The organism is Enterococcus sp. FSL R5-0957 (genome assembly GCF_038008005.1).
Classification (GTDB): domain Bacteria; phylum Bacillota; class Bacilli; order Lactobacillales; family Enterococcaceae; genus Enterococcus_B; species Enterococcus_B faecium.
Genome location: NZ_JBBOYG010000001.1, coordinates 460,601 through 487,500, shown reverse-complemented (window position 1 = coordinate 487,500; position 26,900 = coordinate 460,601). Strand labels below are relative to the sequence as shown.

At 38.4% G+C, this 26,900-nt stretch carries 19 protein-coding genes, 2 rRNA genes and 1 pseudogene (1 of these 22 cut by a window edge); 11 read left to right on the top strand and 11 right to left on the bottom strand.

The window, feature by feature from the left end:
* From MKX69_RS02320 to MKX69_RS02305, 4 genes and pseudogenes are all read right to left on the bottom strand, one after another.
* Positions 1-1,215, bottom strand: a 23S ribosomal RNA gene (locus MKX69_RS02320); it reaches 1,700 nt to the left of the window's first position.
* Between the two features lie 344 nt (positions 1,216-1,559).
* Positions 1,560-3,119 (bottom strand): 16S ribosomal RNA (locus tag MKX69_RS02315).
* The 16S and 23S rRNA genes sit together here, the layout of an rRNA operon.
* Positions 3,120-3,801: 682 nt before the next feature.
* Positions 3,802-4,158, bottom strand: coding sequence for a Spx/MgsR family RNA polymerase-binding regulatory protein (locus MKX69_RS02310; RefSeq protein ID WP_002286247.1), 357 nt, complete (start codon positions 4,156-4,158; stop codon positions 3,802-3,804).
* Between the two features lie 67 nt (positions 4,159-4,225).
* A pseudogene (locus MKX69_RS02305) lies at positions 4,226-4,582 on the bottom strand (Spx/MgsR family RNA polymerase-binding regulatory protein); the annotation flags it as partial.
* A gap of 167 nt (positions 4,583-4,749) precedes the next feature.
* Here MKX69_RS02305 and MKX69_RS02300 point away from each other — a divergent pair.
* A complete protein-coding gene (locus tag MKX69_RS02300; RefSeq protein ID WP_000222573.1) occupies positions 4,750-5,709 on the top strand; it encodes an IS30 family transposase in 960 nt (319 codons plus the stop codon).
* Positions 5,710-5,993: 284 nt separating this feature from the next.
* Here the strand turns inward: MKX69_RS02300 and MKX69_RS02295 are convergent, their stop codons facing one another.
* Positions 5,994-8,180: an ATP-dependent helicase gene (locus MKX69_RS02295; protein ID WP_002339579.1), complete on the bottom strand. Its 2,187-nt coding sequence runs from the start codon at positions 8,178-8,180 to the stop codon at positions 5,994-5,996.
* A gap of 217 nt (positions 8,181-8,397) precedes the next feature.
* Between MKX69_RS02295 and MKX69_RS02290 the strand changes: the two genes are divergently transcribed.
* A complete protein-coding gene (locus MKX69_RS02290) occupies positions 8,398-9,081 on the top strand; it encodes a YoaK family protein (RefSeq protein ID WP_002286265.1) in 684 nt (227 codons plus the stop codon).
* 80 nt (positions 9,082-9,161) lie between these two features.
* Here the strand turns inward: MKX69_RS02290 and MKX69_RS02285 are convergent, their stop codons facing one another.
* Together MKX69_RS02285 and MKX69_RS02280 are read right to left on the bottom strand one after the other, a co-directional pair.
* Positions 9,162-9,881: a deoxynucleoside kinase gene (locus MKX69_RS02285; RefSeq protein WP_002321450.1), complete on the bottom strand. Its 720-nt coding sequence runs from the start codon at positions 9,879-9,881 to the stop codon at positions 9,162-9,164.
* Between the two features lie 313 nt (positions 9,882-10,194).
* Positions 10,195-10,401: a hypothetical protein gene (locus MKX69_RS02280; protein ID WP_002286271.1), complete on the bottom strand. Its 207-nt coding sequence runs from the start codon at positions 10,399-10,401 to the stop codon at positions 10,195-10,197.
* A 244-nt stretch (positions 10,402-10,645) separates the two neighbouring features.
* Here MKX69_RS02280 and MKX69_RS02275 point away from each other — a divergent pair, with 244 nt between their 5' ends.
* The 3 genes from MKX69_RS02275 (at position 10,646) to MKX69_RS02265 (ending at position 13,410) form a co-directional block, all read left to right on the top strand.
* The gene (locus MKX69_RS02275; protein WP_002296063.1) at positions 10,646-11,248 is read left to right on the top strand and encodes an accessory gene regulator B family protein; all 603 of its coding nucleotides are present in this window, start codon (positions 10,646-10,648) and stop codon (positions 11,246-11,248) included.
* Positions 11,249-11,388: 140 nt separating this feature from the next.
* Positions 11,389-12,669, top strand: a complete 1,281-nt coding sequence (locus tag MKX69_RS02270) for a sensor histidine kinase (RefSeq protein WP_002319561.1) — start codon at positions 11,389-11,391, stop codon at positions 12,667-12,669.
* Positions 12,670-12,681: 12 nt separating this feature from the next.
* Entirely contained in the window at positions 12,682-13,410 is a 729-nt protein-coding gene (locus tag MKX69_RS02265) for a LytR/AlgR family response regulator transcription factor (RefSeq protein ID WP_002286278.1), read from the top strand.
* Positions 13,411-13,478: 68 nt separating this feature from the next.
* On the opposite strand, the gene MKX69_RS02260 is transcribed toward MKX69_RS02265, so the two are convergent.
* A complete protein-coding gene (locus tag MKX69_RS02260) occupies positions 13,479-15,002 on the bottom strand; it encodes a zinc ABC transporter substrate-binding protein AdcA (protein WP_341008606.1) in 1,524 nt (507 codons plus the stop codon).
* A 158-nt stretch (positions 15,003-15,160) separates the two neighbouring features.
* On the opposite strand from MKX69_RS02260, the gene MKX69_RS02255 reads away from it, so the two are divergent.
* A complete protein-coding gene (locus tag MKX69_RS02255; protein ID WP_002319558.1) occupies positions 15,161-16,435 on the top strand; it encodes an AI-2E family transporter in 1,275 nt (424 codons plus the stop codon).
* A 59-nt stretch (positions 16,436-16,494) separates the two neighbouring features.
* Here the strand turns inward: MKX69_RS02255 and treC are convergent, their stop codons facing one another.
* From treC to MKX69_RS02240, 3 genes are all read right to left on the bottom strand, one after another.
* Complete coding sequence (gene treC, locus MKX69_RS02250) at positions 16,495-18,123, bottom strand: alpha,alpha-phosphotrehalase (RefSeq protein ID WP_002319557.1); 1,629 nt, start codon at positions 18,121-18,123, stop codon at positions 16,495-16,497.
* Between the two features lie 574 nt (positions 18,124-18,697).
* On the bottom strand, positions 18,698-21,409 hold the full coding sequence (locus MKX69_RS02245; protein WP_002376170.1) for an FtsX-like permease family protein: 2,712 nt from the start codon (positions 21,407-21,409) through the stop codon (positions 18,698-18,700).
* A 9-nt stretch (positions 21,410-21,418) separates the two neighbouring features.
* Entirely contained in the window at positions 21,419-22,120 is a 702-nt protein-coding gene (locus tag MKX69_RS02240) for an ABC transporter ATP-binding protein (RefSeq protein WP_002296067.1), read from the bottom strand.
* Positions 22,121-22,304: 184 nt separating this feature from the next.
* Here MKX69_RS02240 and MKX69_RS02235 point away from each other — a divergent pair, with 184 nt between their 5' ends.
* From MKX69_RS02235 to MKX69_RS02215, 5 genes are all read left to right on the top strand, one after another.
* A complete protein-coding gene (locus MKX69_RS02235; RefSeq protein WP_002339575.1) occupies positions 22,305-22,904 on the top strand; it encodes a cysteine hydrolase in 600 nt (199 codons plus the stop codon).
* Between the two features lie 80 nt (positions 22,905-22,984).
* Complete coding sequence (gene rbsR, locus MKX69_RS02230) at positions 22,985-23,998, top strand: ribose utilization transcriptional repressor RbsR (protein ID WP_002339574.1); 1,014 nt, start codon at positions 22,985-22,987, stop codon at positions 23,996-23,998.
* 108 nt (positions 23,999-24,106) lie between these two features.
* Positions 24,107-25,024, top strand: a complete 918-nt coding sequence (gene rbsK, locus MKX69_RS02225; protein ID WP_258430227.1) for a ribokinase — start codon at positions 24,107-24,109, stop codon at positions 25,022-25,024.
* Between the two features lie 27 nt (positions 25,025-25,051).
* The gene (gene rbsD / locus MKX69_RS02220; RefSeq protein ID WP_002286295.1) at positions 25,052-25,447 is read left to right on the top strand and encodes a D-ribose pyranase; all 396 of its coding nucleotides are present in this window, start codon (positions 25,052-25,054) and stop codon (positions 25,445-25,447) included.
* The gene (locus MKX69_RS02215; protein WP_002339572.1) at positions 25,447-26,820 is read left to right on the top strand and encodes a PTS transporter subunit EIIC; all 1,374 of its coding nucleotides are present in this window, start codon (positions 25,447-25,449) and stop codon (positions 26,818-26,820) included. Before rbsD ends, MKX69_RS02215 begins: the two co-directional genes overlap by 1 nt.
* The last annotated feature ends 80 nt before the right edge of the window (positions 26,821-26,900 follow it).

The window sequence follows — 26,900 nt, the reverse complement described above, 5'->3', positions numbered from 1 at the left end:
CTAAAGGTGTACTCCACAGCTTCGGTAATATGTTTAGCCCCGGTACATTTTCGGCGCAGGGTCACTCGACTAGTGAGCTATTACGCACTCTTTAAATGGTGGCTGCTTCTAAGCCAACATCCTAGTTGTCTGTGCAACCCCACATCCTTTTCCACTTAACATATATTTTGGGACCTTAGCTGGTGGTCTGGGCTGTTTCCCTTTCGACTATGGATCTTATCACTCACAGTCTGACTCCCGGATATGAATGAATGGCATTCGGAGTTTATCTGAATTCGGTAACCCGAGATGGGCCCCTAGTCCAAACAGTGCTCTACCTCCATCATTCTCAATTCCGAGGCTAGCCCTAAAGCTATTTCGGAGAGAACCAGCTATCTCCAAGTTCGTTTGGAATTTCTCCGCTACCCACACCTCATCCCCGCACTTTTCAACGTACGTGGGTTCGGTCCTCCAGTGCGTTTTACCGCACCTTCAACCTGGACATGGGTAGATCACATGGTTTCGGGTCTACGACTACATACTCAAACGCCCTATTCAGACTCGCTTTCGCTGCGGCTCCGTCTCTTCAACTTAACCTCGCATGCAATCGTAACTCGCCGGTTCATTCTACAAAAGGCACGCCATCACCCATTAACGGGCTTTGACTTGTTGTAGGCACACGGTTTCAGGTTCTATTTCACTCCCCTTCCGGGGTGCTTTTCACCTTTCCCTCACGGTACTGGTTCACTATCGGTCACTAGGGAGTATTTAGCCTTGGGAGATGGTCCTCCCGGATTCCGACGGAATTTCTCGTGTTCCGCCGTACTCAGGATCCTCCTAGGTGTCTTCCACATTTCGTCTACGGGGTTTTTACCCTCTTTGACTGACTTTTCCAAGTCATTCGACTATCTGAAAGAACTACCATATTGGAGTCCTACAACCCCAACAAGCAAGCTTGCTGGTTTGGGCTTTTCCCGTTTCGCTCGCCGCTACTCAGGGAATCGAATTTTCTTTCTCTTCCTGCAGGTACTTAGATGTTTCAGTTCTCTGCGTCTACCTCGAATGTGCTATGTATTCACACAATCGTAACATCCTATTAAAGATGTTGGGTTCCCCCATTCGGAAATCTCTGGATCATAGCTTACGTACAGCTCCCCAAAGCATATCGGTGTTAGTCCCGTCCTTCATCGGCTCCTAGTGCCAAGGCATCCACCGTGCGCCCTTATTCACTTAACCTTATCAACCTTACGGTTGGGTTTTGATCCTTCTTCTAGCGATAGAAGTTAGATCAAGAAAATAAGCAATTGAACTTATTAAAAAACTCTATCCAGCTCACAAATCAGCCTGTACGGCAAAAAGATCGATCGTCTCATAAAATCAAAGATTTTATGGCCGTCCGCCTATTTTGCTTCAGGCTAAACAATTTGTTCAGCTTTCAAATTCAACGCGGTGTTCTCGGTTTGTATTACTTACATTTACTTCAAATATCCAGTTTTCAATGAACAAAAGTGTTTGAGAGTAAACCTCTCAAAACTGAACAAAGTAAAAACAAATTGTGTAGTCTCCGTAATATTCCTTAGAAAGGAGGTGATCCAGCCGCACCTTCCGATACGGCTACCTTGTTACGACTTCACCCCAATCATCTATCCCACCTTAGGCGGCTGGCTCCAAAAGGTTACCTCACCGACTTCGGGTGTTACAAACTCTCGTGGTGTGACGGGCGGTGTGTACAAGGCCCGGGAACGTATTCACCGCGGCGTGCTGATCCGCGATTACTAGCGATTCCGGCTTCATGCAGGCGAGTTGCAGCCTGCAATCCGAACTGAGAGAAGCTTTAAGAGATTAGCTTAGCCTCGCGACTTCGCAACTCGTTGTACTTCCCATTGTAGCACGTGTGTAGCCCAGGTCATAAGGGGCATGATGATTTGACGTCATCCCCACCTTCCTCCGGTTTGTCACCGGCAGTCTTGCTAGAGTGCCCAACTGAATGATGGCAACTAACAATAAGGGTTGCGCTCGTTGCGGGACTTAACCCAACATCTCACGACACGAGCTGACGACAACCATGCACCACCTGTCACTTTGCCCCCGAAGGGGAAGCTCTATCTCTAGAGTGGTCAAAGGATGTCAAGACCTGGTAAGGTTCTTCGCGTTGCTTCGAATTAAACCACATGCTCCACCGCTTGTGCGGGCCCCCGTCAATTCCTTTGAGTTTCAACCTTGCGGTCGTACTCCCCAGGCGGAGTGCTTAATGCGTTAGCTGCAGCACTGAAGGGCGGAAACCCTCCAACACTTAGCACTCATCGTTTACGGCGTGGACTACCAGGGTATCTAATCCTGTTTGCTCCCCACGCTTTCGAGCCTCAGCGTCAGTTACAGACCAGAGAGCCGCCTTCGCCACTGGTGTTCCTCCATATATCTACGCATTTCACCGCTACACATGGAATTCCACTCTCCTCTTCTGCACTCAAGTCTCCCAGTTTCCAATGACCCTCCCCGGTTGAGCCGGGGGCTTTCACATCAGACTTAAGAAACCGCCTGCGCTCGCTTTACGCCCAATAAATCCGGACAACGCTTGCCACCTACGTATTACCGCGGCTGCTGGCACGTAGTTAGCCGTGGCTTTCTGGTTAGATACCGTCAAGGGATGAACAGTTACTCTCATCCTTGTTCTTCTCTAACAACAGAGTTTTACGATCCGAAAACCTTCTTCACTCACGCGGCGTTGCTCGGTCAGACTTTCGTCCATTGCCGAAGATTCCCTACTGCTGCCTCCCGTAGGAGTTTGGGCCGTGTCTCAGTCCCAATGTGGCCGATCACCCTCTCAGGTCGGCTATGCATCGTGGCCTTGGTGAGCCGTTACCTCACCAACTAGCTAATGCACCGCGGGTCCATCCATCAGCGACACCCGAAAGCGCCTTTCAAATCAAAACCATGCGGTTTCGATTGTTATACGGTATTAGCACCTGTTTCCAAGTGTTATCCCCTTCTGATGGGCAGGTTACCCACGTGTTACTCACCCGTTCGCCACTCCTCTTTTTCCGGTGGAGCAAGCTCCGGTGGAAAAAGAGGCGTTCGACTTGCATGTATTAGGCACGCCGCCAGCGTTCGTCCTGAGCCAGGATCAAACTCTCATAAAAAGTTCGAACAATCTTGCGATTGTTAAGCTCAATTTGTTTGCTAGCATATTGCTTGCTTGTTAAAAATGTTTGTTGTCTTGAATTGAATCAAGACGCCCTACACATTTGGTTTGTCTTACTTTGTTCAGTTTTCAAAGGTCTACTTCATCAGGAGTATTTCCCGATTCATTTTTGGCTGCCGTAGCAACTTTTATATCATATCAGAGAGACAAGCGATTGTCAACTCTTTTTTAAAAGTTTTTTCGATTTCGTTTTTCGAAATCTTTCAGCAACTCATTTACCATAATTTATCGTTAATTTATCGTTTGTTATTTGTCAAGAACTTTTTTGAAGTTTTTTCCTATAGAATCAAACTTCGCAAGTGGTCCTTTTTTAACGACTCAGTTATCTTATCATGTCATTTCTAACATGTCAACAACTATTTTATATGTTTTTTAAAATACTATTTTATTGCTTTGCTACTTAAAACAACAGAAATGAATATATCATGTAAATTTACACATGTCAATATATTTTTAACTCTATATCCCCACCTAGATTTGAATTTTGACCACATAAATTGAGCATGTCTCTATAGTAGAAAAATAAAGTCAAAAAAAGAACACATAACACGCTTGATGCTAAGTGTTCGACTGTTACAACTGTATGAAATGCTCAGTGACTTGATTAAAACAGTTAAAGTCTATTTATTTAAGATAAGCTGTTCCATCAACTGCTCATTGTATCCAATAAATAGAACTTCATCGATAATAATCAAAGGACGTCTGAGGAGGTTGGTATGTTGTGTGCATAAAAAAATCAGTTGTTTTTTTCCTACACAGGAAAGGTCAATCGCAATGTTGTGAAAAGCCTCAGACCAAGTCGCAAATAGCTGTTCTGCTTGCACTTCTTCAAAACTGCATAATTCCTCTGCTTCTTCTGTACTTAGATCGCGTTCTTCTAAGTCAACAAATTGATAAGGCAATTGATGGTGTTCTAACCATTGTTTCGCCTTCAGACTTGTTACACAGTGCGCTGATCCATAGACTTTCACTTCCACGAAGGCTCCCTCCCCATGAATTTAAGATGTTATTGTTTTGTAAATAGATCAGATTTCTGGCAACACATCGAATTTCACGAGGGACAAATGACCGGATCTCATCTTCATTAAATCCGATTAGTATTCTTTTTTCATCAATCAAAATAGGTCGTCTCAATAATGAAGGATATTCTTTGAATAAGACGATCATTTGCTTTAAAGTTAATTCGTTAAAATCTATGCCCAGCTTTTCGTAAATTTTCGACCGAGTGGAAATAATATCTTGAACTCCTCCTTCAGTCGCTGCCAAGATCTTTTTGATCTCACTTTCTGTTAACGGTTCGGCAAAAATATTCTTCTCTTCAAATTCAAGTTGATTCGCTTGCAACCATGCTCTTGCTTTTCTACAGGAAGTACAGCTAGGCGAAGTATATACTTTTATCATTTTCTCACTCCTTTTTAATTATAATCCAATTCTACAGTAATTTCTTTTAAAATACCAATTATTAGCTAATAAAACGCCGATTGTAAAATTAAGCTAGACAACTAAAAAAGTCATTTGTGCTACACTCAAAATAGTTCCGTCCAAAGAATTATAAGGAGTGAGTACAAATGACCTATACCCATCTTACAACGGATGAACTTGTAATGATAGAGTCTTATTTCAAAATAAATCAATCTGTTGCGAAAACTGCGCATTGCTTGAATCGTTCAAGACAAACGATCCATAAAGTATACCTGTTCTTCAAGCAAGGAAAATCAGCCTTAGAGTACTATCAACAGTATAAGAAAAACAAATCAAACTGTGGTAGACGCCCGCTTGTTTTACCTGAGGAACAATCAGAATATATTCAAAGAAAGGTTGTTCAAGGATGGACACCCGATGTGATTGTTGGTCGTGCAGCGTTTCCTATTCGTTGTTCTGCTCGTACCATTTATCGTATGTTCAAAAAGGGGCTATTTAATCCTTCTGACTTACCGATGAAAGGCAAGCGTAAACCAAATGGACATCAAGAAAGACGTGGAAAACAAGCTTTCCGTCGCTCTATTCATGAACGTGAAAAAGATTATAGCCAATTCTCAAATGAGTTTGGTCACCTTGAAGGTGACACTATCGTAGGTTTGAAACATAAAAGTGCTGTAATTACCTTAGTTGAGCGATTATCAAAAGTTATCATCACATTGAAACCGTGTGGTAGACAAGCGATTGATATTGAAAACAAATTAAATCATTGGTTTGAATCTGTACCGAAAAATCTATTCAAATCCATCACTTTTGATTGTGGAAAGGAATTTTCAAATTGGAAACAGATCAGTAATGCCAATGATATTGCCATTTATTTCGCTGATCCAGGAACGCCGTCTCAAAGAGGCCTAAACGAGAATTCTAACGGATTGTTACGTAGAGATGGTTTATTGAAATCTATGGATTTCAATTCAGTAGATGAATCTTTTATTCAATCTGTCGCATCGAAACGAAATAATATTCCTAGAAAATCACTGAATTATCGAACACCTTTGGAAGTATTTTTGAGTTACGTAAGTATTGATGATTTGTCTAACTTAATTTGACAATTAAGAAAATATAAAAAAAAATCAAAATAACTGATTATTTACGTTTGAATAATGAGAATTATTCTATATATTCTCTATTTTGATAATAGTATTCTCATTTTCAAAATAAATAAGGGAGGTGTGACAAAATTCTTGTCACACCTCCTTTTTCCGAATAAACGGTGTTCCAGAAATAGCTTCTTCGAAAATAAGCTGAAATTTCACAAAAATTTGAGAAGCAATTTTCGTACATTCCTTCTTCTTTCTTGAAACTGACCACTTCTGTCACGCCCTCTCTTCTATCACTTTCCTTTTTTCACACGACTCCCGGTTTCTTTGATAAATCTCGATACTTTCAATTTTCTTGAATTTTTCATTTGAGGTACACATAGATACAGACGATTTCTTGCTCTAGTCATCGCAACATAAAATAGTCTTCGTTCTTCTTCTATCGTCGTCACTGGTTCTGCTTTTATTTCATTAAAGTCGATTACTTTCTTTTCTGTCGCTCCGTTATAAGGCAAACTTCCTTCGTTACAACCAATCAAAAAGACATTTCGGTAACTAAGACCTTTACTTTTGTGAATGCTCTGGATACATAGTGCATCAAGTTTTCCTTGTCTGTAAGCAATCAAGCGGGTTTTTAATTCTTTAGCTGTCGCTTGGGTTTCTTGCGATAAGGCTTGGAGTCTTCTGAAAGTAGCATGCTGCTTTACTTCTTCTCGTATCCATTCTTGATCACTCTGGTCGATTTCCTTAGCTATACGTGGCAGATGAAGATAGCTTTGAACAAGCGAATAGATTTCTTGATGCTGGTCTGTTTTACGCAACGCTTCCTCAAACTCTCGGATTTCTGCAGATTTCGATTTTAAATTGGGGCTTATCGACAAAATATAATCTGCAACGGCTATATTTTGATATTTAGGAGAAAAGTATTGATCGCATTCACTTTTTTTCAGGTAGCAGTCTGCCATCAGCTGCCGGAGCAATTGCTGGTAGGCCTGATTTTTCTTTTGCAGATTCAGTGCTGTTTGCCAATGAACAATTTTTTGATAGAAATGTTGGAAAGGCTTGATACCAAAGATACCTTCATATGGACTATCTGCTTCCAGTACAAAAGGAATATTCGTTTTCAGCAGAGATTGGACAAGCTGCTGCGTTTGTGAAGCTGATCGGTATAATATGATTGATTCCTTATATTTCCCATTTTTTTGAATAAATGTCTGAATTTGTTTGATTAGCCACTGACTTTCTGCTTTAGTATCAGAAAACAAATAGGCTTCCATAACGCCTGCTTCTTTTTGTGCTGGAATCATCGCCTTTGGTATCCGATCATTTTTATTATAGCTGATCAATCTATTTGCTCCTTGGACAATAGCTGCCCGAGAACGATAATTAGTTAATAAGAAAAGAGTTTTGGTAGGATATTCTTTTTCAAAGTTCTTGATGTATGCTGGCTCTGATCCTCTGAATCCATAGATACTCTGATCATCATCTCCAACAACAATCAACTTGATCCTGTTTTCCTTTGTCATCCGTTTCACGATTTCCCATTGAAGTGGATTAGTATCTTGAAATTCATCAATGAATAGATAATCATATTTTTGGCCGATATAATGCTGGATCTCCTCATTCTCCAAAGCGCTTTTCAGATTTTGGAGTACATCATTGAACTCTAGCAATTGCTGGCTTCTTTTTTGTTCTTGGAGTTCCGTGAGCAATCCATACAGTCGTTCTGATATCGGCTGTCGTGCATTCTTATCAATGGAATCATATTTTTCTTTAACTAACTGAACCATTTCTTCTACTGAAAGGTTCATATTCTGCCAATAGTCTAACCGAGAAGCAATCGTTTTTTCTCCATATTGATCAAATATATAAAGATTATATTTACGTATCAGCTGTTGCAAAACAGCATTCACTTTTTGTGCAGTATCCTTTGAAAAGTCTCCTTGTATTCCTTGCATTGCTACTTCAGGAAATTTTCGACAAATTTCATTGTATATCCTAAAAAAGATACTATGGAATGTTCCGATATGGACAGCGGTTTTTCTCTGGCTGAAATTATCTACTCGTTTTTTTAGTTCATTTGCAGCGTTCCTTGTAAAAGTGATCATTAGTATGCGTTCTTCGTCTACTTGTTTTTGCGTCATCAGATAAACAGCTTTTGCACAGATTGTTTGCGTTTTGCCGCTCCCAGCTCCTGCTATGATTCGAAGATGTTTCTTCATATCATATGTGATAGCTGCTTTTTGTTCTTGATTGAAGCGATTATAGGAACGTTTCTCCATCATTTTAAAGAAAGAGCTGTTTCCTTCACTTTCTTTTACTTGTACTTCTTCCTCAATAAGTCCGGGTGCTTCGCCATAAGCCGCTTCATAGGTAGCAATGATTTCTTCTTGTAGCCGAAAGACTTGTTGAAGCTTTTTATACTTGTTCTCCCAGCGTTTCAATTCTTTTTGTAATCGGAGAATTTCTTTTTCATTCAACTGATTGATTTCCTTCCCATCTTTCTTCTTTGAATTTGTTTATTTCAAGTTGGTTATTTAAAGTTTCGTTGTCTATTTTTTCTTTATACTAACAGACCTTTCTAAAAATGAAAATGGGAAGCGATACGATTTTAGTTTTCTGAAAATTTTTCCTTTTTTTCAATCGTTTATGCTAAGATAAGGAAGACAAAAATATTCATAAAAGGTGATGAAAAAAATGCAGACTTCCTTTCACGAGGGGCGTACAATAGGACTTTTGCTGACATTTATCGGAGGAGCCATGGACAGTTATACTTATATCCAATATGGTGCTTTTGCCTCTGCTCAAACTGGCAATATCATTCTATCGATCATCCAAGCATTTGACGGAGAATGGCTAAGTGTTGGTAAAAAAGTATTGTCTACCCTTTTCTTTTTCTTAGGGATTCTTCTAACAAAGTATCTAATTGATTATTTTAGAAAAAAAGAAAAACATTTCTGGCGCTTGTTTGTTCTATATTATGAAGCAGTGATTTTTTTCTTTGTTAGTTTGACACCCGTCCATGAGCATCCCGCATTAGTAACGATTTTGATTGCTTTTACTGCATCGATCCAGTGGGTAGCTTTTGATAAAATCAACGGGCGTGCCTACACTAATTTATTTACAACTGGAAATTTAAAAGGGGTAGCAACGAACTTATATGATTATTGTATTTCTAAAGAAAAAGCAGATTTTGATCGATTTTTCCACTATCTAAGTGTCGTTCTTGCCTTTATCGCAGGAGCTATTGTCCTTGTTTTCTGTCATCATCTGTTTGGCGCCCATTCGATTTTGATCGTTTCCATTTTATTTTTGATCATGGCCCTCACTCAGACATTTCATTTATGGCAATTTTATCATACGAATCGGTTCACTATTTGATCTCAATGAATCAAAAAAACTAAGCAAGATGCTGCTCACAGAGAAATATCTGCGAGTGAGCAATTTGCTTAGTTTTTATATTATTTAGTTGTAAAGATTCCCTTTGCTTTCGGGTTATTTGTAGTGTAGCGGATCGACTGGGCATCTGCCTCTTCTGTCATTTTCTTTGCCCGCATCTTGATTTCTTGTACGATTTGTTCTCCACATGCCGGATCGGCTACGAAATCATATTTGTCCCCATCGATCACTATTTTGGGACATATATCAAACTGTTCATACCACTCTTCGTATCGTCGATTGAGTTCTTTATAGTAGGAATAGAGTTCAGGATCTTGTTCTAGCTGTTCATATTCCCGGCCTCTTTTTTTGATTCTCGCTAACATAGTTTCAAAGGATACACGAATATAAACCAGTAGATCTGGTTTCTTTTGTGGCGAAATTTCTTCTAACTCCTTCAGCATCGTTTCTAAAAGACCTTCATACTGCTTTACTTCTACTTCAGAAACACGCCCTAAATCTGCATTCAAATGAAACAGCATACTATCTTCGTAGATGGAGCGGTCTAGTACGTTGTCATCATGGCTGAAAGCATCTTTGATTGCCAAAAAGCGTTTGTTCAAAAAGAAAATCTGTAATAAAAAAGTATACTTTTCTGGATTAGAATAAAATAGCGGCAATACTTCATTATCTTCCACGTTCTCATAAAAAGGTTTTGTTTCTAAATCTTGGGCAAGCATTTCAGTCAGTGTGCTTTTCCCTGCACCGATCGTTCCTGCAACAATGATCACAATTATCGGCATCCTTCCTGTAATAAAATCTGTTCTTCATTTTACTACTTCATTTATAGAAATAAAAGCCTTGACTTTATCTGCTCCTTAAAAGCTACTTCTCTAAAAGTAGCCAAAAGTAACTCCTATTCATGAAAATAAAGGCTGTGACAAAAGTCTTGTCGCAGCCTTTTTTTCAAATAAACACTATTCTCCTGCCAACACCTCGGTCACAAGTGGCAATATTCATAAAACATGAAAAGCTGTTTTTTAACATTATTCCTTGTAACTCAGAGCTAAACGGGAGACTCACAACCTCTTTATGCTCTCAACATTTTATCTGTTTTTATTCTTCTATTGTACTTGATTTGCGTACAACTAACTGCCAGTGCAGATTATGAGCGGTATCATTGTCTTCTACTGCGCATTTCATGACACGTATCATCACACTATTTTCATAGATTTTTTCTATTTTTCCTTTTATTGGTGATTCAAATAAATCAGATTTAAATGCATATGTTTCGCCGACTTCAAACAATTGTTCATTTTCCATAAGAATCCCTCCATCACCTTTTATAAGGTCAGTAATTTTTTTAACATAAATCACTCGAAAAAGCACAAACTTGTCATAAAAAGTACTTTTCGTATCAAAACTGTCACTTTTTTTGGTAAGGTTCTTGGAAAACGAAGATTTTTTTAGGAAATCATGACGGTTTTGATGTCAAAACCACTTTTTATGAAACAAAAGACGTTTTTTATTTTTTTAGCATAAAATTTGTGGTGGAGGTACGTATGAGATGAAAGATAAAGTTGTGAACAAATTATTAGAAGCCTTATTCAGCGGAGACAAATCGGAAGAAGATATGGTGTATGTCCAAGTAAAATTTGCCTTAGAAGTTTTATTGAATAATCTTGGAAAACTAGCGGTCGTTCTAGTCTTTTCTCTGGTGACAGGCTCATGGGCGGAAACAGGAATCACCTTTCTTTCTTATATCTGCATCCGCAGATATGCTTATGGATTGCATTCCGACTCTGAATTCGTTTGTCTGCTGTGGACACTACTTTATTTATGGGGCGTTCCCTTGGTGATGAAACATCTGCAATTGACTATCTCCTTCCCAATGATGGTCTTTTTGTTAATCAGCTGCTTTTTGTTACTGCTTCGCTATGGATCAAGAGGTACAGCAATCAATCCCATTGAACCCGAGAAACGTCCCCCATTATTAAAGAAGGCGATCAGCATGTTTCTAATTTTTTCTCTCATTACTTTATTTTTCTCAGCTTCTTACTTTTCTACCTATTTGCTACTTGGGATTGTTTTAGAAATAGCTACGTTGCTTCCTATTACAAACTACTTGATGAATTTTGGAGGAATCTTTCATGAAAAAAACAATCATTAAACAATTAACTAACTTATCTGACTTTTTTGTATCTGGCTGCTGCTTTGGTATGAGTTCTGAATTCAAAATCCCTGAAAAATTAAAAAAATAATACGCTAATTGTGATATAATTTGGTAAAAATCAATGGGAGCTGTACTTTATGTTTTTATGGTCCATAGCGTTGCAATATTTGATTTACACAATTTGTATCTTATTGATTGACCATCACATCCGATACAAATATCTGTTTGCGGGAGTCATTCTGATTTCTTGTATTTTGATTGGATGGGTCTATTCGATTTTAGGGATTTTTACTGCTCTAATTGCTATAGGAATGCTGATGCTTACTTTTTTCTTCTTTTCGACTTCGCGTCAACAATTGGTTTATGCGCTTCCTTTTGGGTTATTGACGTCGCTTTTAGGAGATCACTTAACAAGCATCGGCGATTTTTTTGTTTTGAAATCTTCGGTTATTGAACCAGGAGATTCATTGCAGTATTTTCACATTGCCTTATCCGCTTTTTTATCTGCTTTATTAGCTTTTTGTTTTAAAAAATCGTTAGAGACTTGGTTTCACACTGTGGACCGCCGTATGATCGGTACGATCGGGACATTGATATTATTTACATACTATATCATTATTTTTTATACTCGTTTTTCTGGTGAAACACCTGATGTCTTAGCTTTGAATACGAGTTTTTTCATTCTATATCTGTGTGTTGGCCTGATCATCTTGGTTTATTATTGGAAAATCTCTAATAAGAAATTAGCTGATCAGTTATTAGAGCAACAAGTCAGGATGCAACAGGATTATATCAAAGATCTAGAAAAAAACTATCAAGACTTGAGAGAATTCAAACATGATTACCAAAATCTGCTTTTTTCTCTTCACAGCTATATTTCAGAAGGCGACTTAGAAGGATTACGGTCTTATTATGATCAAACGATATTACCTACACGCCAGATGATGAACCTTTTTCCGGCCAATCTAAGTATGTTGGATAATATGAAAGTTCCTGAGATCCGTAGTTTACTGTCATTAAAACTCATGATGGCACAGGAAAAAGGGTTGATCGTCCAGCTTCATTTTCCTGAGCCAATCGAACTGGATACGAAACATACGGTAAACCTTGTACGTATGCTTGGTATTATCTTGGACAATGCGATTGAAGGAGCTAGTGCTGCAAAGAAGAAAAAAATCGAATTGACCATACTCAAGAAGAATCATTCCGTGATGATTCGTGTGATCAATACAACAACAAATACATTACCGTTAAACCAGTTGAAACAAAAAGGGTTCTCAACAAAAACAAATCCAAAAAACGAAGGCCTTGGCTTGTTTATCTTGGATGAATTGACAAAGACCAATCCTTATCTTTTCCTTGAAACATCAATTGAAAACCAGCGTTTTTCTCAAACGATTTATATACAAATAAAATAAAGGAGTAATGATATGATTCCCATTTATATTTGTGAAGACGATCCAAAACAATTAGAAGTTTTATCAACGGTGATCAAAAATAGAATCATGATTGAAAACTTAGACAGTTATGTCCATATTTCTACCTCTGATCCGGAAGAACTTCTCAATGCAGCCAAGATCAGAACTTCTTCTTTTGGTATTTACTTTTTAGATATCGAACTAGAAGACAGTGAAATGGATGGTGTAGCTATCGGTAAATTGATCCGTGAATTAGATCCTTTAGGAAAAATAATCTATGTGACTTCCCATACGGAAATGTCGATGAAAATCTTAAAAAGCAACATCGAACCGACTGATTATATCGTCAAAGAAGATCTTTATGATTTAAAAGAAAATGTCGAGCATATCCTGAGCAAAATTTTCGAAGATTTTCAAATGTCCCAAATCCAAAAAGATATCTTCAAAATAGAGTTTAATGATGAGATCAAATTTTTACCGATCAAAGACATCCAATATTTTTCTACTTCGCTAGGAGCACCACATAAACTGGAAGTCCATTTGACTCATGCCCAATTACAATTCTATGAGAAGATCAAAGAAATCGAGAAAATGCATCGGAATTTTATCCGTTGTCATAAATCCTATGTTATCAATACACAAAATGTGCGGTCGATTAATAAAAAAACCAGAGAAGTCACGTTGGCAAACGGCGAGACCATCCCAGCCTCTATCCGTGGATTAAAGAAATTGATTTCATAAAAAGAACCGAATAGTTTGGACCGACTAAATGACCAGCCGATCCAAACCCTTCGGTTCTTTTTTGCCTATCAGTGCAAAAGCATTTCCTGTGCAATTTCACGTCCATCCATTGTATCTGGATAAAATGTTGGCCAATTCTCCATTTCTTTCAGCAATGCTTCTTGACTTTCATTTCCTGCATATAAATGAAAATGTTCGGAGTCAGCCGGTGCAATCGTGTGATCACTGAATTGAATATATCTAAAAGCGCCACTTTCCTTATCTTCTGCTTCGAATAGATACCTTACGCCACGGTTTCCTGCCTCGTAGGTCAAGATTTCTTTCCCTACATAACGATAATTTGAACGTTTCGTTGTTCCATCCTTAAACGTAAATGCCATCTCTTTCTCACTGATCTTGATTGAAGCAATATCTGTTTGATAGCCCTTCGTATAATATTCTTTATATTCTTGTGCTGTCTTATCCTGATTCAATTTTTCTTTATATTCAAAAACAGGATCAAAAGTCCCATCTTCTACATACGTATCTACTGTTTGCCAAGTTCCTGCCCAATCTGAAAGAGAGCGATCTTGTACATCCTCGTCTTCAAAATAACCGTTGTAGACGCTCTTTTCTTTTTTGGGGGTCAAAGTATCTTCTAGCGGGTTTTCTGTCTCTGTCGTTTTTTTCAACGCTTCGAGGTTTGCTTCCATGATAGAAAGATAGTTTTCTCCATTTTCTATTTGTTCATTCGTCAATCCTTCCAAAGGATTCAATACTTCTAAAGATACACCTGCTTCGTTTACTAACGTTCTGGCAATACTATCTTTGGCGTTTTCTTCAAAATAAATATAGTTGATTCCATGTTCTTTAACAAAGTGTTTCAGTTCAGCAATTCTCGCCGCAGACGGTTCTTCACTAGAAGAAAGACCAGCAATCGATACTTGATTCAATCCATATTCTAACGCTAGATAGTTGAATGCAGCATGTTGCGTGACAAAAGATCTTTGTTTTGCTTGCTTAAAGGTTTCTTGATAAAGCTGATGGAGTGATTGAAGTTTCTCGGTATAGGCTGCTGCATTTTTTGTCCATACTTCCTGTTTTTCTGGGTAAGCTTCAATCAGCTGATCACGTATGTTTGCTACCTGCTTGATTGCTAAACTTGGAGCTAGCCATACATGTGGGTCTAGCTCATGTGTATGGCCTTCTTCCCCGTGTTCATGGTCATGATCATGTCCTTCTTCACTTCCCGGAAGTAAAAGCATACCTTCTGTCGCTTTTATCGTATGGACATTGCCTTCTTGTAATGTTTTTTGGATTGCGGGGACCCATGTTTCCATGTTTTCATCATTATAAACAAAGATATCTGTATCTTGGATCTTTGCCATGTCTTTAGCAGAAGGTTCATAATCGTGGGAATCAGTCCCTGCTGGAATCAATAACTCTACTTCTCCTTCATCCCCGACGATTGCTTTTGTAAAATCATACATGGGATAAAAGGTCGTCATCACGCTCAATTTTTCTTTACTGTCCTCGGCTTTCCCACTTGCCCCGCAAGCAGTTAACATACCTGCTAAAACCAGCATGGCCAATATACCTATCAATCGTTTCATTTATGACACTCCTCTTCTCATCTTCTTTCATTTGAATGTTCCGATTCGCTTTTCGCAAATCGTAATAGTTACGTTTTAGCAACAGGATTTAATTTATCATATGGTTAAAAGAACTGTCAAGCGTTTTCTTATTTTAATTGATGAGAAAGTTTATATGAATGATTGACGATATTTTTGCAATCAACCTCTATCATTTTCCTTTTATACCCGCTTTTGTCTATAATGAAGTTATAAATAAAGGAGGAAAAAGAGTGAAAAAAGAAACAGATACAACGAATCGTTTGATCCGCTTTTTAGGAGGAAAAACCTCTTACTATGTTTTAGGAATAGTTATCTTACTTGCGCTGATCATTTATTTTTTCCATCAGATCTCGTTTATATTCAAGCCTGTCGGAATCATTATCGCTACTATCTTGCCCCCATTATTGTTTGCACTGATCTTGTATTATCTTTTGGAACCAGTCATCAAACGTTTGAGCAAGCACCTTTCGAGGAACTTGTCAGTCATTATCGTTTATGTGATTATTTTATTTTTATTGGGGCTTGGAAGCGTATGGCTTGTTCCTTTTCTTAAAGAACAGGCAAAGACATTGATCAGTAGTTTGCCAGATTTGTTTCAAGATTTTCAAGAGAGTCTCCGACAATTTTTGGAGAAAACACCTTTTGCCGATTCATTTAATCAATTTTTCGCTTCTATTGACGACGTGACGTCTGATATAGCTGGATTTATTGGAAATTATTGGGAAAGTGGCGCACAACGGATCAGCAACATTTTTTCAACTGTTACAGCTATTTTTATTACTTTATTTACTGGTCCAATTGTCGCTTTTTTCCTTTTGAGAGATCCTCAAAAATTTTATCAGTCAGTTTTAGCGATTGTCCCACCAGCATTTCGTACAGATTTTAAAAATTTGACAAAGATTGCTAATCAACAATTGGGTTCATTTCTAAAGGGGCAAATCATTGCTTCATTTATCCTTGGAGCAGTCTACTGGGTTTGTTTCTTACTGATCGGATTAGAATTTGCTAGTGTTTTAGCTATTTCTGCTGGGTTGTTATGTATCATTCCATATATTGGGCCGTTTATCGCCTTCTTTCCAGGTTTGATCATTGCATTCCAAGACTCTACTTTTATGGCTGTCAAATTTGTCATTGTCTGGTTTGCCGTACAACTTCTCCACGGTGACTTGGTGATTCCTCGAGTAATGGGTGATCGTTTACAGATCCATCCGATTACGATCTTAATCGTTTTACTTGTCATGGGTGATCTAATGGGAATTGTGGGCGTTATTTTTGGTATTCCTATCTATACGTTAGTCAAATTACTCGTTACTTTTATTTTCCGTAAATTCAAACAACGCTACAATAAATTTTATGGCGATAAAGGAGAGTATGAAAACTCTTCATTTTCTGAAGAAGATTATTTTAAATAAAACACAAAACGTCGATCTTACGAGAATAGCTCGTAGGAACGACGTTTTGTGTTTTTGTTTTAATTTTTCAGCAAAGCAATTGCCTGGTATGGTTTTAGCTCCAGACTTTGATGAAGAACAGTATCGGAATAATTATCGATAAGAATATTGGCTTCTGTGAATCCTTCTGGGATGGCGATCCTTGTATCTTTATCATAGAAATTTGTTAATACAAGCAGCTGCTGTCCTTCAAATTGGCGAAGAAAGCCATAAACTTCCGGATGATTTGCTTCATAAGCATGATAATCTCCTTGTGCAACGATTGGATATGTTTTTCTCAGCCGAATCAATTGCTTGTAATAGGACAAAATAGAATCTTCAGAAGATAGTTCTTTTTCTACATTAATCTCTTCTAGCTTGCCTCCAACTTTTAACCAAGGTTTCCCTGTAGTAAATCCTGCTTGTTCTGTGTCTGACCATTGCATGGGTGTTCGAGAGTTATCGCGAGATTTTGCTTTGATCCGACGAAACGCTTCTTTTTCTGTGAATCCTTGTTCAAGGAGTAACTTATAAGCATTCAAACTTTCTACGTCAATATAGTCGGAAATCGATGAATAGTCTGGGTCGATCATGCCGATTTCTTCTCCCATATAAATATAGGGCGTCCCACGGTTCAAATGGATCATGGTTGCTAGCATCTCTGCTCCTTGTTTTCGATACTGATCGATAGCTACAAATCGATTGAGCGCACGTGGCTGATCATGATTATTAAAAAATAGAGCATTCCAGCCGTTACCCTCACTCATCTTTTCTCCCCATGTATGAAATAGTCGCTTTAATTCTGCAAAATCAAATGGAGGAGTAGACCATTTATTCCCATTTTCATAATCGACTTTCAAATGATGGAAATTAAAGACCATTGATAATTCTTCTCTACTAGGTTCTGTATACAAGATACAATTTTCGATCGTCGTAGAGCTCATTTCACCGACTGTGATGATAGTGGAATCCGTCCCAAACGTTGCTTGGTTCAATTCTTTTAGATACGTATGGGTGATTGGTTTGTCCGTATATTCAGGTTTGCCATCATTTTCTTTATTATTTTTCAATTGTTCGTCTTTACCGATAACATTGATAACATCGAAACGGAATCCTTTTACCCCTTTTTCCATCCAAAAACGAACAACTTTGAATAGTTCCTCTCTTACTGCTTGGTTCCGCCAGTTCAAGTCAGCTTGTGTCCGATCATATAAGTGCAAATAATATTTCCCCGTATCTCCAAATGGCGACCAAGCACTTCCACCAAATTTTGATACCCAATCCGTTGGCTCTTCTCTTAAAATGAAGAAGTCCTGATAATGCTGGTCCCCTGCTAGTGCTTTTTTGAACCATTCATGTTCTGTCGAAACGTGATTCAGCACCATATCGAGCATGATTTCTATCCGGTATTTCTTTGCTTCGGCTATTAGCTGTTCGAATTCCTCCATCGTACCAAAGATAGGATCGATGGCTGTGTAATCAGAGATATCATAACCGTTGTCTTTTTGAGGGCTTGGATAAATAGGGTTTAGCCAAATCATGTCGATGCCTAGATCATTCAGATACGGGAGTTTTTCTTTGATTCCTTTTAAATCTCCAATTCCATCACCATTGCTGTCTTTGTAAGATTTGGGATAGATTTGGTAAATGACTTTGTCTTTAAATGTCATGGATATTTACCTCCATTCAACTGATTTATTACCTACCACAACTTATATATACAAGTTATCATTTATTATTATAACTGAACCGAAAGCGTTTGTAAAATTTATCTTTATACATTCTAAGAGGTCTGTTGCCCAATAAAAAACAAGAGATCAGACATGTATTTGTCTATCCTCTTGTTTAAAATAGCAAAATATTCTTGTTTCTTCTATAAATGGTGTTCAAAAGCTTTTATCTACGGCAATCAGTCTTCTCAAATGTAAAACATGAGGAGCTAATTTTATTTGAGTATTCTTTTTGCTCGATGCAGGACAGCTTTTTCACAACCTCTGATTCACGGTGTTCCAAAAGTAGCTTCTTCGGAAATAAGCCGAAATTTTACAAAAATTTGAGAAGCAATTTCCGTAAATTCCTTCTTATTTCTTGAAGCTGACCACTTCTGTCACAACCTCTTTCTTAAACGGTGTTCAATCAGCTGTCCTTCGGTATTAGCTCAAAAAACGGCAAAATATGAGAAACTATTTTGCCGTTTGTTTCTCTAATACTCAGGTCAAACCGCTGATTTCACAACCTCTGTTTTTATTCATTCGATTTCAACGCATCAATCATATCGATATGCTTTAATTTGAAATGGGTAACAATCATCACAATAACCGTAAATACGATAGTTAATCCTGCTGATAAGACATAAGCCCACCATGTGATCACTAATGGAAAGATGACATTCTCCATAGACGCTTGTTGCAAGATGAAGTCAGTCAATATATATCCTACACCAAATCCTCCGATGATTCCTAAAAGAGTAAAGATGATATTTTCTCGAACAATGTACATCGTGACTTCTTTATCAAAAAATCCAAGGACTTTTATTGTAGATAATTCGCGTACACGCTCGGAAATATTGATATTAGTTAGATTATACAAGACGATAAAAGCCAGCAGTCCTGATAATACGACAAAGATTAAGACAACCGAGTCTAAGTTCGCCATTGATTCTTCTTGCGTTTCGATTTGTTTGGACATGAAAGACGTATTTGTCACAGCGTCTGTGGCAAGCAGTTTCTCGGAAAGCATTTCTTCTTCTTTTGTTGTCATCTTATCTGTACGCAGCAAAAATGCATTATCCATCATCGATTGATCAGTAACTGAAGCATAATATTCAGGGGACATATAAATAAAGCTACCTAGATAGTTTTTCACGATTTCTTTTACTTCGACTTTCCATTCTTTTTGATCTTCATCATAAAGCGAAATATGATCTCCTGTAGATAAGTCAAATAGTTCTGCTGCTTTTTGCGTAATAGCGATTCCTGTTTTAGGCAAGGAGCGTGGGTTCTCTTCAAGATCAGTTAAATGGATAAAACGATCCAAATCAGCTGTTTTACTTGGTACGATCACTGTCAGACTTTGCGAAGCATGTCCTTTTTTTCTCAATTCTACGGTTTGAGTATGAATAGCTAGGATCTCATTTACTTTTTCTTGCTTCTGCAGCATATCCGCTGCTTTTTGACGACTATCTTCCGTGGATGAATCCAATGTAACGATTGCTTGATAGTCAATGATCGGTCCAAATTGTTTGGCTGAAACAGAACTTAGAGAATCTTTCAATCCCACGCCTGCAACCATCAGCCCGGCACATCCAGCAATTCCGATAATCGCCATAAGCATTCTTGACTTATATCGGAAGAGATTTCGGTAACTGATTTTTTGATTAAAGCTAAGGCGTGACCACAGCGGAGTGATGTATTCAAGAAAAATGCGTTTCCCTGGCTTCGGTGCTTTCGGTTGAAGCAATGCAGCAGGCCGTTCTCTTAAATCTTTGAATAAAACGATCATTGCAGCGCCAAATGCGGCAATGAAGAATGCGGCAGCTGCTTGTAAAATCGGCGGCCAGTCATAAAAAATAAGCGCACTCCCAATATCATACCGCTCGTTAGACAGCTCAAAAATGATCCTTGGCAAAAGATTCGTTCCTAATATCGTTCCTAAAACAATGCCTATCCCTGAGGCTAGACTTGCATAGATTGCATATTTTTTTGCGATTTCAACTTTCGTATAACCTAACGCCTTTAATGTCCCGATTTCCCTGCGGTTTTCTTCTACCATACGTGTCATTGTCGTAAAGGTGATCAATGCGGCAATAAAGAAAAAGAAAACAGGAAAAACATTGGCAATCGCAGCGATACGATCAGACAGATCACCAAATTCTTGAAAACCGACATTTTCTGAACGTTCATTGTATAGGTATGATGGTTTAGTTAAATTTTCAATTTTTTCTGCATTTCGATTCAATTCTTCCTCTGCAGAGGCCAGTTCACGTTCTTTCTCAACTAATTGCCTTTCTTGTTCAGCAAGTTGAGCTTCTTGTTGAGATAATGTTTGAACAGCGATTGTTCGTTGCGCTTCAGGAAGCTGCTGGATAGTTGCTGACTGTTGCGCTAACTGTTTTTTAGCATCTTCTAACCGTGTTCTTGCTTGCGTTGTTTGTGCTTTGCCATCCGCTATTTTTTGCTGTGCCGGTTCTAATTCTTCGTTGGCCGATTTTTTCAGCTCTTCTAAGCGTTCTTCAGGGCGATCTTGTAAATACTTTTCTACCTTTTCTTGATTTTGCTCCATTTTATCTTTGTAAGCTTTGCTGTACGTATTCAAATTCTTTACGTTTGTAAAATCAAGATATAAGACAGAATAAATATCTGTTTTAAAAACGGATTCAGGTAAATAGACAAAATAATCGACGCTACCATTTCCGACGTTCGCGTATCCTCTCTCCAAATTGTTGATGAACAATGGAGAACGGACAAAGCCCGTGATGGTATACTCTTTTTCTTTCAATTCATCTGAATCAATCTGATAAATATCACCGATTTTATACCCTTCATCTTCCGCTTTTTCATCCAATACAAGCTGGTTTGGTTTTTCCGGGAGTTTTCCATCAGTTAATTGTAGCTTGTTCTGCTTGTTATTTTTGTTATAAGAAAATATTTGAATCACTTCGTTTTTGCCAGTATTGGAATAATAGATCTGTTTTCCTGTTTCTACTTTTGCATCTGGGATCTTTTCTGCTTGAGCAATATCTTTTTGTGTCAAGCCACCAGTAGAAACGATTTGCAAATCAGAAAGTCCTGCTGTACCAACATAGTGATCCATCGTTTTTTGCATGACAGGTCCAGCAGTTTTGACACCTACAAATAAAAGTGTTCCTAGCATGACAATAAGGATGATTGCAATGAATCGTCCTTTAGATTGCCGAATTTCGCGAAAACCTGCTTTAAGATATGTTCTTGTTTTCATAAAATCCCCCTACCATACAATCTCATCAATGGATGAAGGATGATCATTTAATTCAACAGACCTTACTTTAGCATCATTAATGTGAATGACTCTATCAGCGATGGGCGCTAAAGCAGAATTATGTGTAATGATCAAAACGGTATTGCCGTGTTGTCTGCTAGCGTTTTGCAATAATTTCAATACTTGCTTGCCCGTTTCAAAATCCAGCGCGCCTGTCGGTTCATCACATAAAAGAAGTTTGGGATTTTTAGCTAGTGCACGAGCAATTGAAACCCTCTGCTGTTCGCCTCCTGATAATTGGGACGGAAAGTTATTCAATCGATGAGCTAGGCCCACTTGCCTCAATACCTCTACAGGATCAAGCGCATCAGGAGAAACTTCCGTTGCCAATTCCACATTTTCTTTTGCTGTTAGATTAGGAACGAGATTGTAGAATTGGAAAACGAACCCTACATCTGTTCGTCGGTAAGCAGTAAGCTGTTTATCTGAAAATTGCGCAATATCTGTGTCATCAATAATGATCTGACCTTCATCAGGTGTATCCATCCCACCTAAAATATTAAGAATCGTTGACTTTCCTGCTCCACTTGGACCAAGTATAATCACTAATTCGCCTTTTTCAATTGAAAAAGAAATATCGTCATTTGCTGTAATGGTCGTTTCTCCCATTTTGTATCGTTTGTATTCATTTTTTACTTCGACATACTTCACTCTGATTCCTCCATTTTCACGATATTTCTCGCTATATCTATGCATCGAATGCGTTTTCTCACACTTATTTATTTTACCACTGAATTTCTCTAGACTAAAGAAAGGAATCCTTTATTTAGTTGACAAATAAACGATTTATGATTTACTTACATAAAAAACATTGTTATTTGAAAGAAGGAACATCATGAATGATTTAAAGGAAAATATGATTTTTGATTTATCAAAAACTGCTTTTGTCGCGATCGACATGCAAAAAGGGATCGTAAATAACGGTACACTCTCTCCACACACTGCAGCATCTATTCTGACAAACAATGATTTGTTAGTAAGAACATTGAAACGTACCGCTGCCTTGAAAGTTTTAGTGAACGTAGACATCTCCACTTTCCCTTATTTGAGTCAACAAACTGATATGGGTGGAATGACTGCTTCTGTACCTCCAGAATTCACTGACTTGTTGTTGAAGGATTCCTTGAAAGATACAGATAATATGTTGACTATCACAAAATACAATCCAAGTGCCTTTTTTGGTACTTCTCTTGATCTTCAACTTCGCCGGCGTGGAATCGAAACTATCATTTTAAGCGGTGTAGCGACAACAAACGGTGTATATGCTACTGCATTAGATGCCTTTCAACATGGGTATCATGTCGTACTTGCTGAAGATGCTTGCAGTGATCGTGACAAAGAATCCCATCAATTGTTCATAAAAAAGATATTTCCGAAAACTGCACGAGTACGCTCAACGAAACAAATAATCGAAGCTATCCAACAAAGCAAATAAGTACTGGCACACGTGATTTTCATTTACTTCTTTTTGATTTCATGGGAAAATAACCACAGGATTTAGATAGGAGTATGAACATGGTGAAAAAAAAGATCACAATCAAAGAAGTCGCTAAACTTTCCGGCGTTTCAATCACAACTGTCTCCTTGATATTAAATGGAAATACGGAGAAATTCAGTCCGAAAACTGTTCAGAAAGTTTTAGCTGCCAAAGAAGAATTAGGCTATCAGCCTGACTATTTTGCTAGACAAATGATTACCAAGGAAACGAAAACAATTGGTGTACTCGTTCCTGATATCACGAATCCATTCTTCAGTACACTGATGCGAGGAATTGAGGATATCTTGTATAAGCAGAATTTCGTCACGATATTATGTAATGCTGATTCTGATCATCAAAAAGAAATCGAATATCTAGCCGAGCTCACACGTCGAGGTGTGGATGGATTCATTATCGCGACTTCTGCTGTCTCTACAGATGCAATCAACGAAAATTTGAAAAAACAAGGCCGGCCCTTCATTGTTTTGGATCAGAAAAAATCTGAAGGATTTAGTGATGCCGTACGAACAGACGATTTTCGCGGTGGTTACCTAGCGGGCATGCACTTGCTTAGTCTAGGACATCAAACGATCGCCCTTGTCTATCCTGAAAATCCACCGGAAAATGTCCACGCTCGGATTGAGGGGTTTAAATCTGCTCTTGATGTTTACCAAATCCCTCACGACCAACTGATCCTCTTACCTACACAGTTCTCAAAACAAGGTGGCTACCAGATCACAGCAAAACTTCTTGATTCTGCTGCAACTGGTGTGTTTGCTTTAAATGATGAATTAGCTTTTGGATTATATCGCGGATTAGAGGAAGCTGGAAAAAGCATCCCTGAAGACTACAGCATTATTGGCTATGATAATATAGATATGTGCGAGTATATCAAGCCGAAACTGACAACGATCGCACAACCAATCTTCGAATTGGGACAAACATCTGCCAAGTTATTGTTAGATCGGATCCAATTCCCAGAAAAAGAATGGGAAGAAAAAAGATTACCTGTACGATTAGAAAAAAGATTTTCAACTGCACCCTTGAAATAGCTTTCAAGGTGTGCTATATTTTTATCGAGCTATTAAAACGTTTTACTAAAACGTTTTAAAAAATAATTTTTCCCATCAAAATAAATGAGATAGTTGGAGGTTTGTAAAATGAACGCGGTTACAGTAATTGGAAGTATTAATATGGACACTACCCTTCGTTTAACCAACATGCCCAAGCCAGGCGAAACGATGCATGCGCATGAGATTTTTCACGCTGGCGGAGGTAAAGGCGCCAACCAAGCAGTGGCAGCCAAACGTTCAGGCGCAGGGACATCTTTTATTGGAGGCGTTGGGGCTGACAGCGAAGGACAACAGTTATTAGATCTACTGACAAAAGAAAACATCGATACATCTGGGATAGCTGAAATCCAAGGCGCCACAACCGGACAAGCAATGATTATGGTAGACGCAGCAGGAGAAAATAGTATCTTGATCCATGCAGGGGCAAATAATGCTTTCCATGAACAAGAAGTCCTAAAAAACAAGCAACTGATTACAAACAGTGACTTTATTATTGCTCAGTTTGAAAGTAGCTTAGATGCGACGATCCTAGCTTTTTCTATTGCAAAAGACGCAGGAAAAACAACGATCCTGAATCCTGCACCAGCTCGTGAAACGATCCCTACTGAACTACTTGAAAAGACAGATATCATTATACCAAATGAAACAGAAACAGAAATCATTACAGGAATCAGAGTGACAGATCATAACAGTTTGGTCGCAGCAGCCGAAAAACTCCATGAATTAGGTATTGGAACAGTAATCATTACACTAGGCAGTGCCGGCGCTTTCTATCATACAGAAAAAGAACACGGTATCATCCCTGCTTTTAAAGTGGATGCCGTTGACACAACAGCCGCAGGTGATACATTTATTGGCGCATTAAGCAGCACACTTCAGCCAGACCTTAGTAACTTGAAAGAAGCGATCCTTTATGGAAATCTAGCCTCTTCTGTTGCTGTGCAGTCTTATGGTGCGCAACCTTCTATCCCTTACCGCGAAGCTTTAGAACAATCAGCAGTCTAAAATTAACAATGAGAGGAAGAAACAAACATGAAAAAAGGAAAAGTAATCAATTCAGATATTTCACGAGTAATCGCACAAATGGGGCACTTTGATAAATTAAGTATCGGGGATGCAGGCATGCCTGTCCCCTTTGGTACTGAAAAAATAGATTTGGCTGTCTCAAACGGTCTTCCAAGCTTTTTATCTGTTTTAGAAAACGTTTTAGAAGAACTCGAGGTACAATCGATTGAATTGGCGGAAGAAATAAAGACAATGAACCCGGAAATATTGGAAAAAATCAAATTATTGTTACCAGATACACCGATTAGCTTTATCCCACATGAAGAAATGAAAAAAGAGTTGAATAACTGTCATGCATTTATTCGTACAGGCGAAATGACACCTTACGCCAATATTATATTAGTGAGTGGAGTGGTCTTCTAATGGAAACGACAATGAATCCTGAACAGATGGTACTGTCCGAGCAGATTCATATGCTGATTGAACAGTTGGGAGGAAAAGACAATATTGATTCTGTCCTTCCATGTGCGACTCGGCTTCGTATCAAATTGAAAAAACAGCCAGTAGCCAATGCAGAAAAATTAAAACAGCAAATCCCTTCCATTAAGTATTTCATTTTACTCGATAGATATGCAGAAATAATCATGGATCAGGGATTGGCTCCTGCTTACAAGGAATTGACGCGTCAAATCGATCATTCAGCTCCGAAAGAAAAGCTAAATCCGATCGAAAAACTATTTGGTTTGATATCGGAAATCTTTACGCCGATCATTCCGCTGTTTGCCGGTTCTGGTATATTAAAAGGTCTGGTTGTTTTAGCGACTACGATTGGCTGGCTTAGTGAAACAAGCGGAACTTATCATATTTTGTCTGCTGCGTCGAATGCCGTCTTTTATTTTCTGCCAATCTTTCTTGCTTTTTCTGCTGCCAAAACGTTTAAAGTGAATGGATATATTGCGGCTGTCATTGCTGCAGCACTGATTGAACCGAATCTGACCTCTTTACTTTCAGACAGTGGCAAAGCAGCTACTGATTTTCTGGGGATTCCTGTAGTACTGATGCAGTATACGTCTACTGTCATGCCGGCGATTTTAGGTATTTTCTTTTATTCTTTTGTTGAAAAATTCCTCAAAAAATATATTCGCGAAAATATGCAATTAGTATTTGTACCTTTACTTTCATTAGTTATCACGGTTCCTTTGACGTTAATGGTATTCGGGCCTGCGGGTGTTTACCTTGGCGAAGGTTTAGCTGCCGCAATTACTTGGATGATGGATATTAACGGACCGATCAGTGGCGCAATCATCGCTGGTGGTTGGAATATTTTGGTAATATTTGGTATCCAATGGGCTGTAAACCCTGTCATGATCAGTAATATCTCTGCTTATGGGTTCGACCGAATCGTTCCGTTGACAGGAGCAGCCAATTTTGGAATGGCTGGTGCAGCTTTAGGTGTATTTCTGCGAAGTAAACGTTCAAAAACCCGTTCGATCTCCGGTTCTGCTTTTGCTTCGATTTTACTTGCGGGAGTGACCGAACCAACTGTTTACGGAATTGCGATCCCATTGAAAAAACCATTTGTTGCTGCTTGCATTGGTGCAGCTGTTGGTGGAGCTGTAATGGGATTTGCCCAAGTGAAAGCGATCGCTTTTGTATTTGGTAGTCTGACCACATTGCCTGCATTCATTTCCGGTACTTTTTTCTGGTACTTAGTAGGACTGGCTGTTAGTCTAGTCGTAGCAATGATCACTACTCTTGTTAGCGGGTTTGATGAAGACCTAATGTCTTATGAATAGTTAATGAAAAAGACTGAAGTATGAGATGTTTATCACATATTTCAGTCTTTTTCTTTTTAGGATCATTATTTTTATAAATT

Excerpts from the sequence above, each read along its gene's own strand:
- MKX69_RS02300 (WP_000222573.1), top strand. The coding sequence starts at position 4,750 with ATGACCTATACCCATCTTACAACGGATGAACTTGTAATGATAGAGTCT.
- MKX69_RS02290 (WP_002286265.1), top strand. The coding sequence starts at position 8,398 with ATGCAGACTTCCTTTCACGAGGGGCGTACAATAGGACTTTTGCTGACA.
- MKX69_RS02285 (WP_002321450.1), bottom strand. The coding sequence starts at position 9,881 with ATGCCGATAATTGTGATCATTGTTGCAGGAACGATCGGTGCAGGGAAA.
- MKX69_RS02280 (WP_002286271.1), bottom strand. The coding sequence starts at position 10,401 with ATGGAAAATGAACAATTGTTTGAAGTCGGCGAAACATATGCATTTAAA.
- MKX69_RS02275 (WP_002296063.1), top strand. The coding sequence starts at position 10,646 with ATGAAAGATAAAGTTGTGAACAAATTATTAGAAGCCTTATTCAGCGGA.
- MKX69_RS02270 (WP_002319561.1), top strand. The coding sequence starts at position 11,389 with ATGTTTTTATGGTCCATAGCGTTGCAATATTTGATTTACACAATTTGT.
- MKX69_RS02265 (WP_002286278.1), top strand. The coding sequence starts at position 12,682 with ATGATTCCCATTTATATTTGTGAAGACGATCCAAAACAATTAGAAGTT.
- MKX69_RS02260 (WP_341008606.1), bottom strand. The coding sequence starts at position 15,002 with ATGAAACGATTGATAGGTATATTGGCCATGCTGGTTTTAGCAGGTATG.
- MKX69_RS02255 (WP_002319558.1), top strand. The coding sequence starts at position 15,161 with ATGATTGACGATATTTTTGCAATCAACCTCTATCATTTTCCTTTTATA.
- treC (WP_002319557.1), bottom strand. The coding sequence starts at position 18,123 with ATGACATTTAAAGACAAAGTCATTTACCAAATCTATCCCAAATCTTAC.
- MKX69_RS02245 (WP_002376170.1), bottom strand. The coding sequence starts at position 21,409 with ATGAAAACAAGAACATATCTTAAAGCAGGTTTTCGCGAAATTCGGCAA.
- MKX69_RS02235 (WP_002339575.1), top strand. The coding sequence starts at position 22,305 with ATGAATGATTTAAAGGAAAATATGATTTTTGATTTATCAAAAACTGCT.
- rbsR (WP_002339574.1), top strand. The coding sequence starts at position 22,985 with ATGGTGAAAAAAAAGATCACAATCAAAGAAGTCGCTAAACTTTCCGGC.
- rbsK (WP_258430227.1), top strand. The coding sequence starts at position 24,107 with ATGAACGCGGTTACAGTAATTGGAAGTATTAATATGGACACTACCCTT.
- rbsD (WP_002286295.1), top strand. The coding sequence starts at position 25,052 with ATGAAAAAAGGAAAAGTAATCAATTCAGATATTTCACGAGTAATCGCA.
- MKX69_RS02215 (WP_002339572.1), top strand. The coding sequence starts at position 25,447 with ATGGAAACGACAATGAATCCTGAACAGATGGTACTGTCCGAGCAGATT.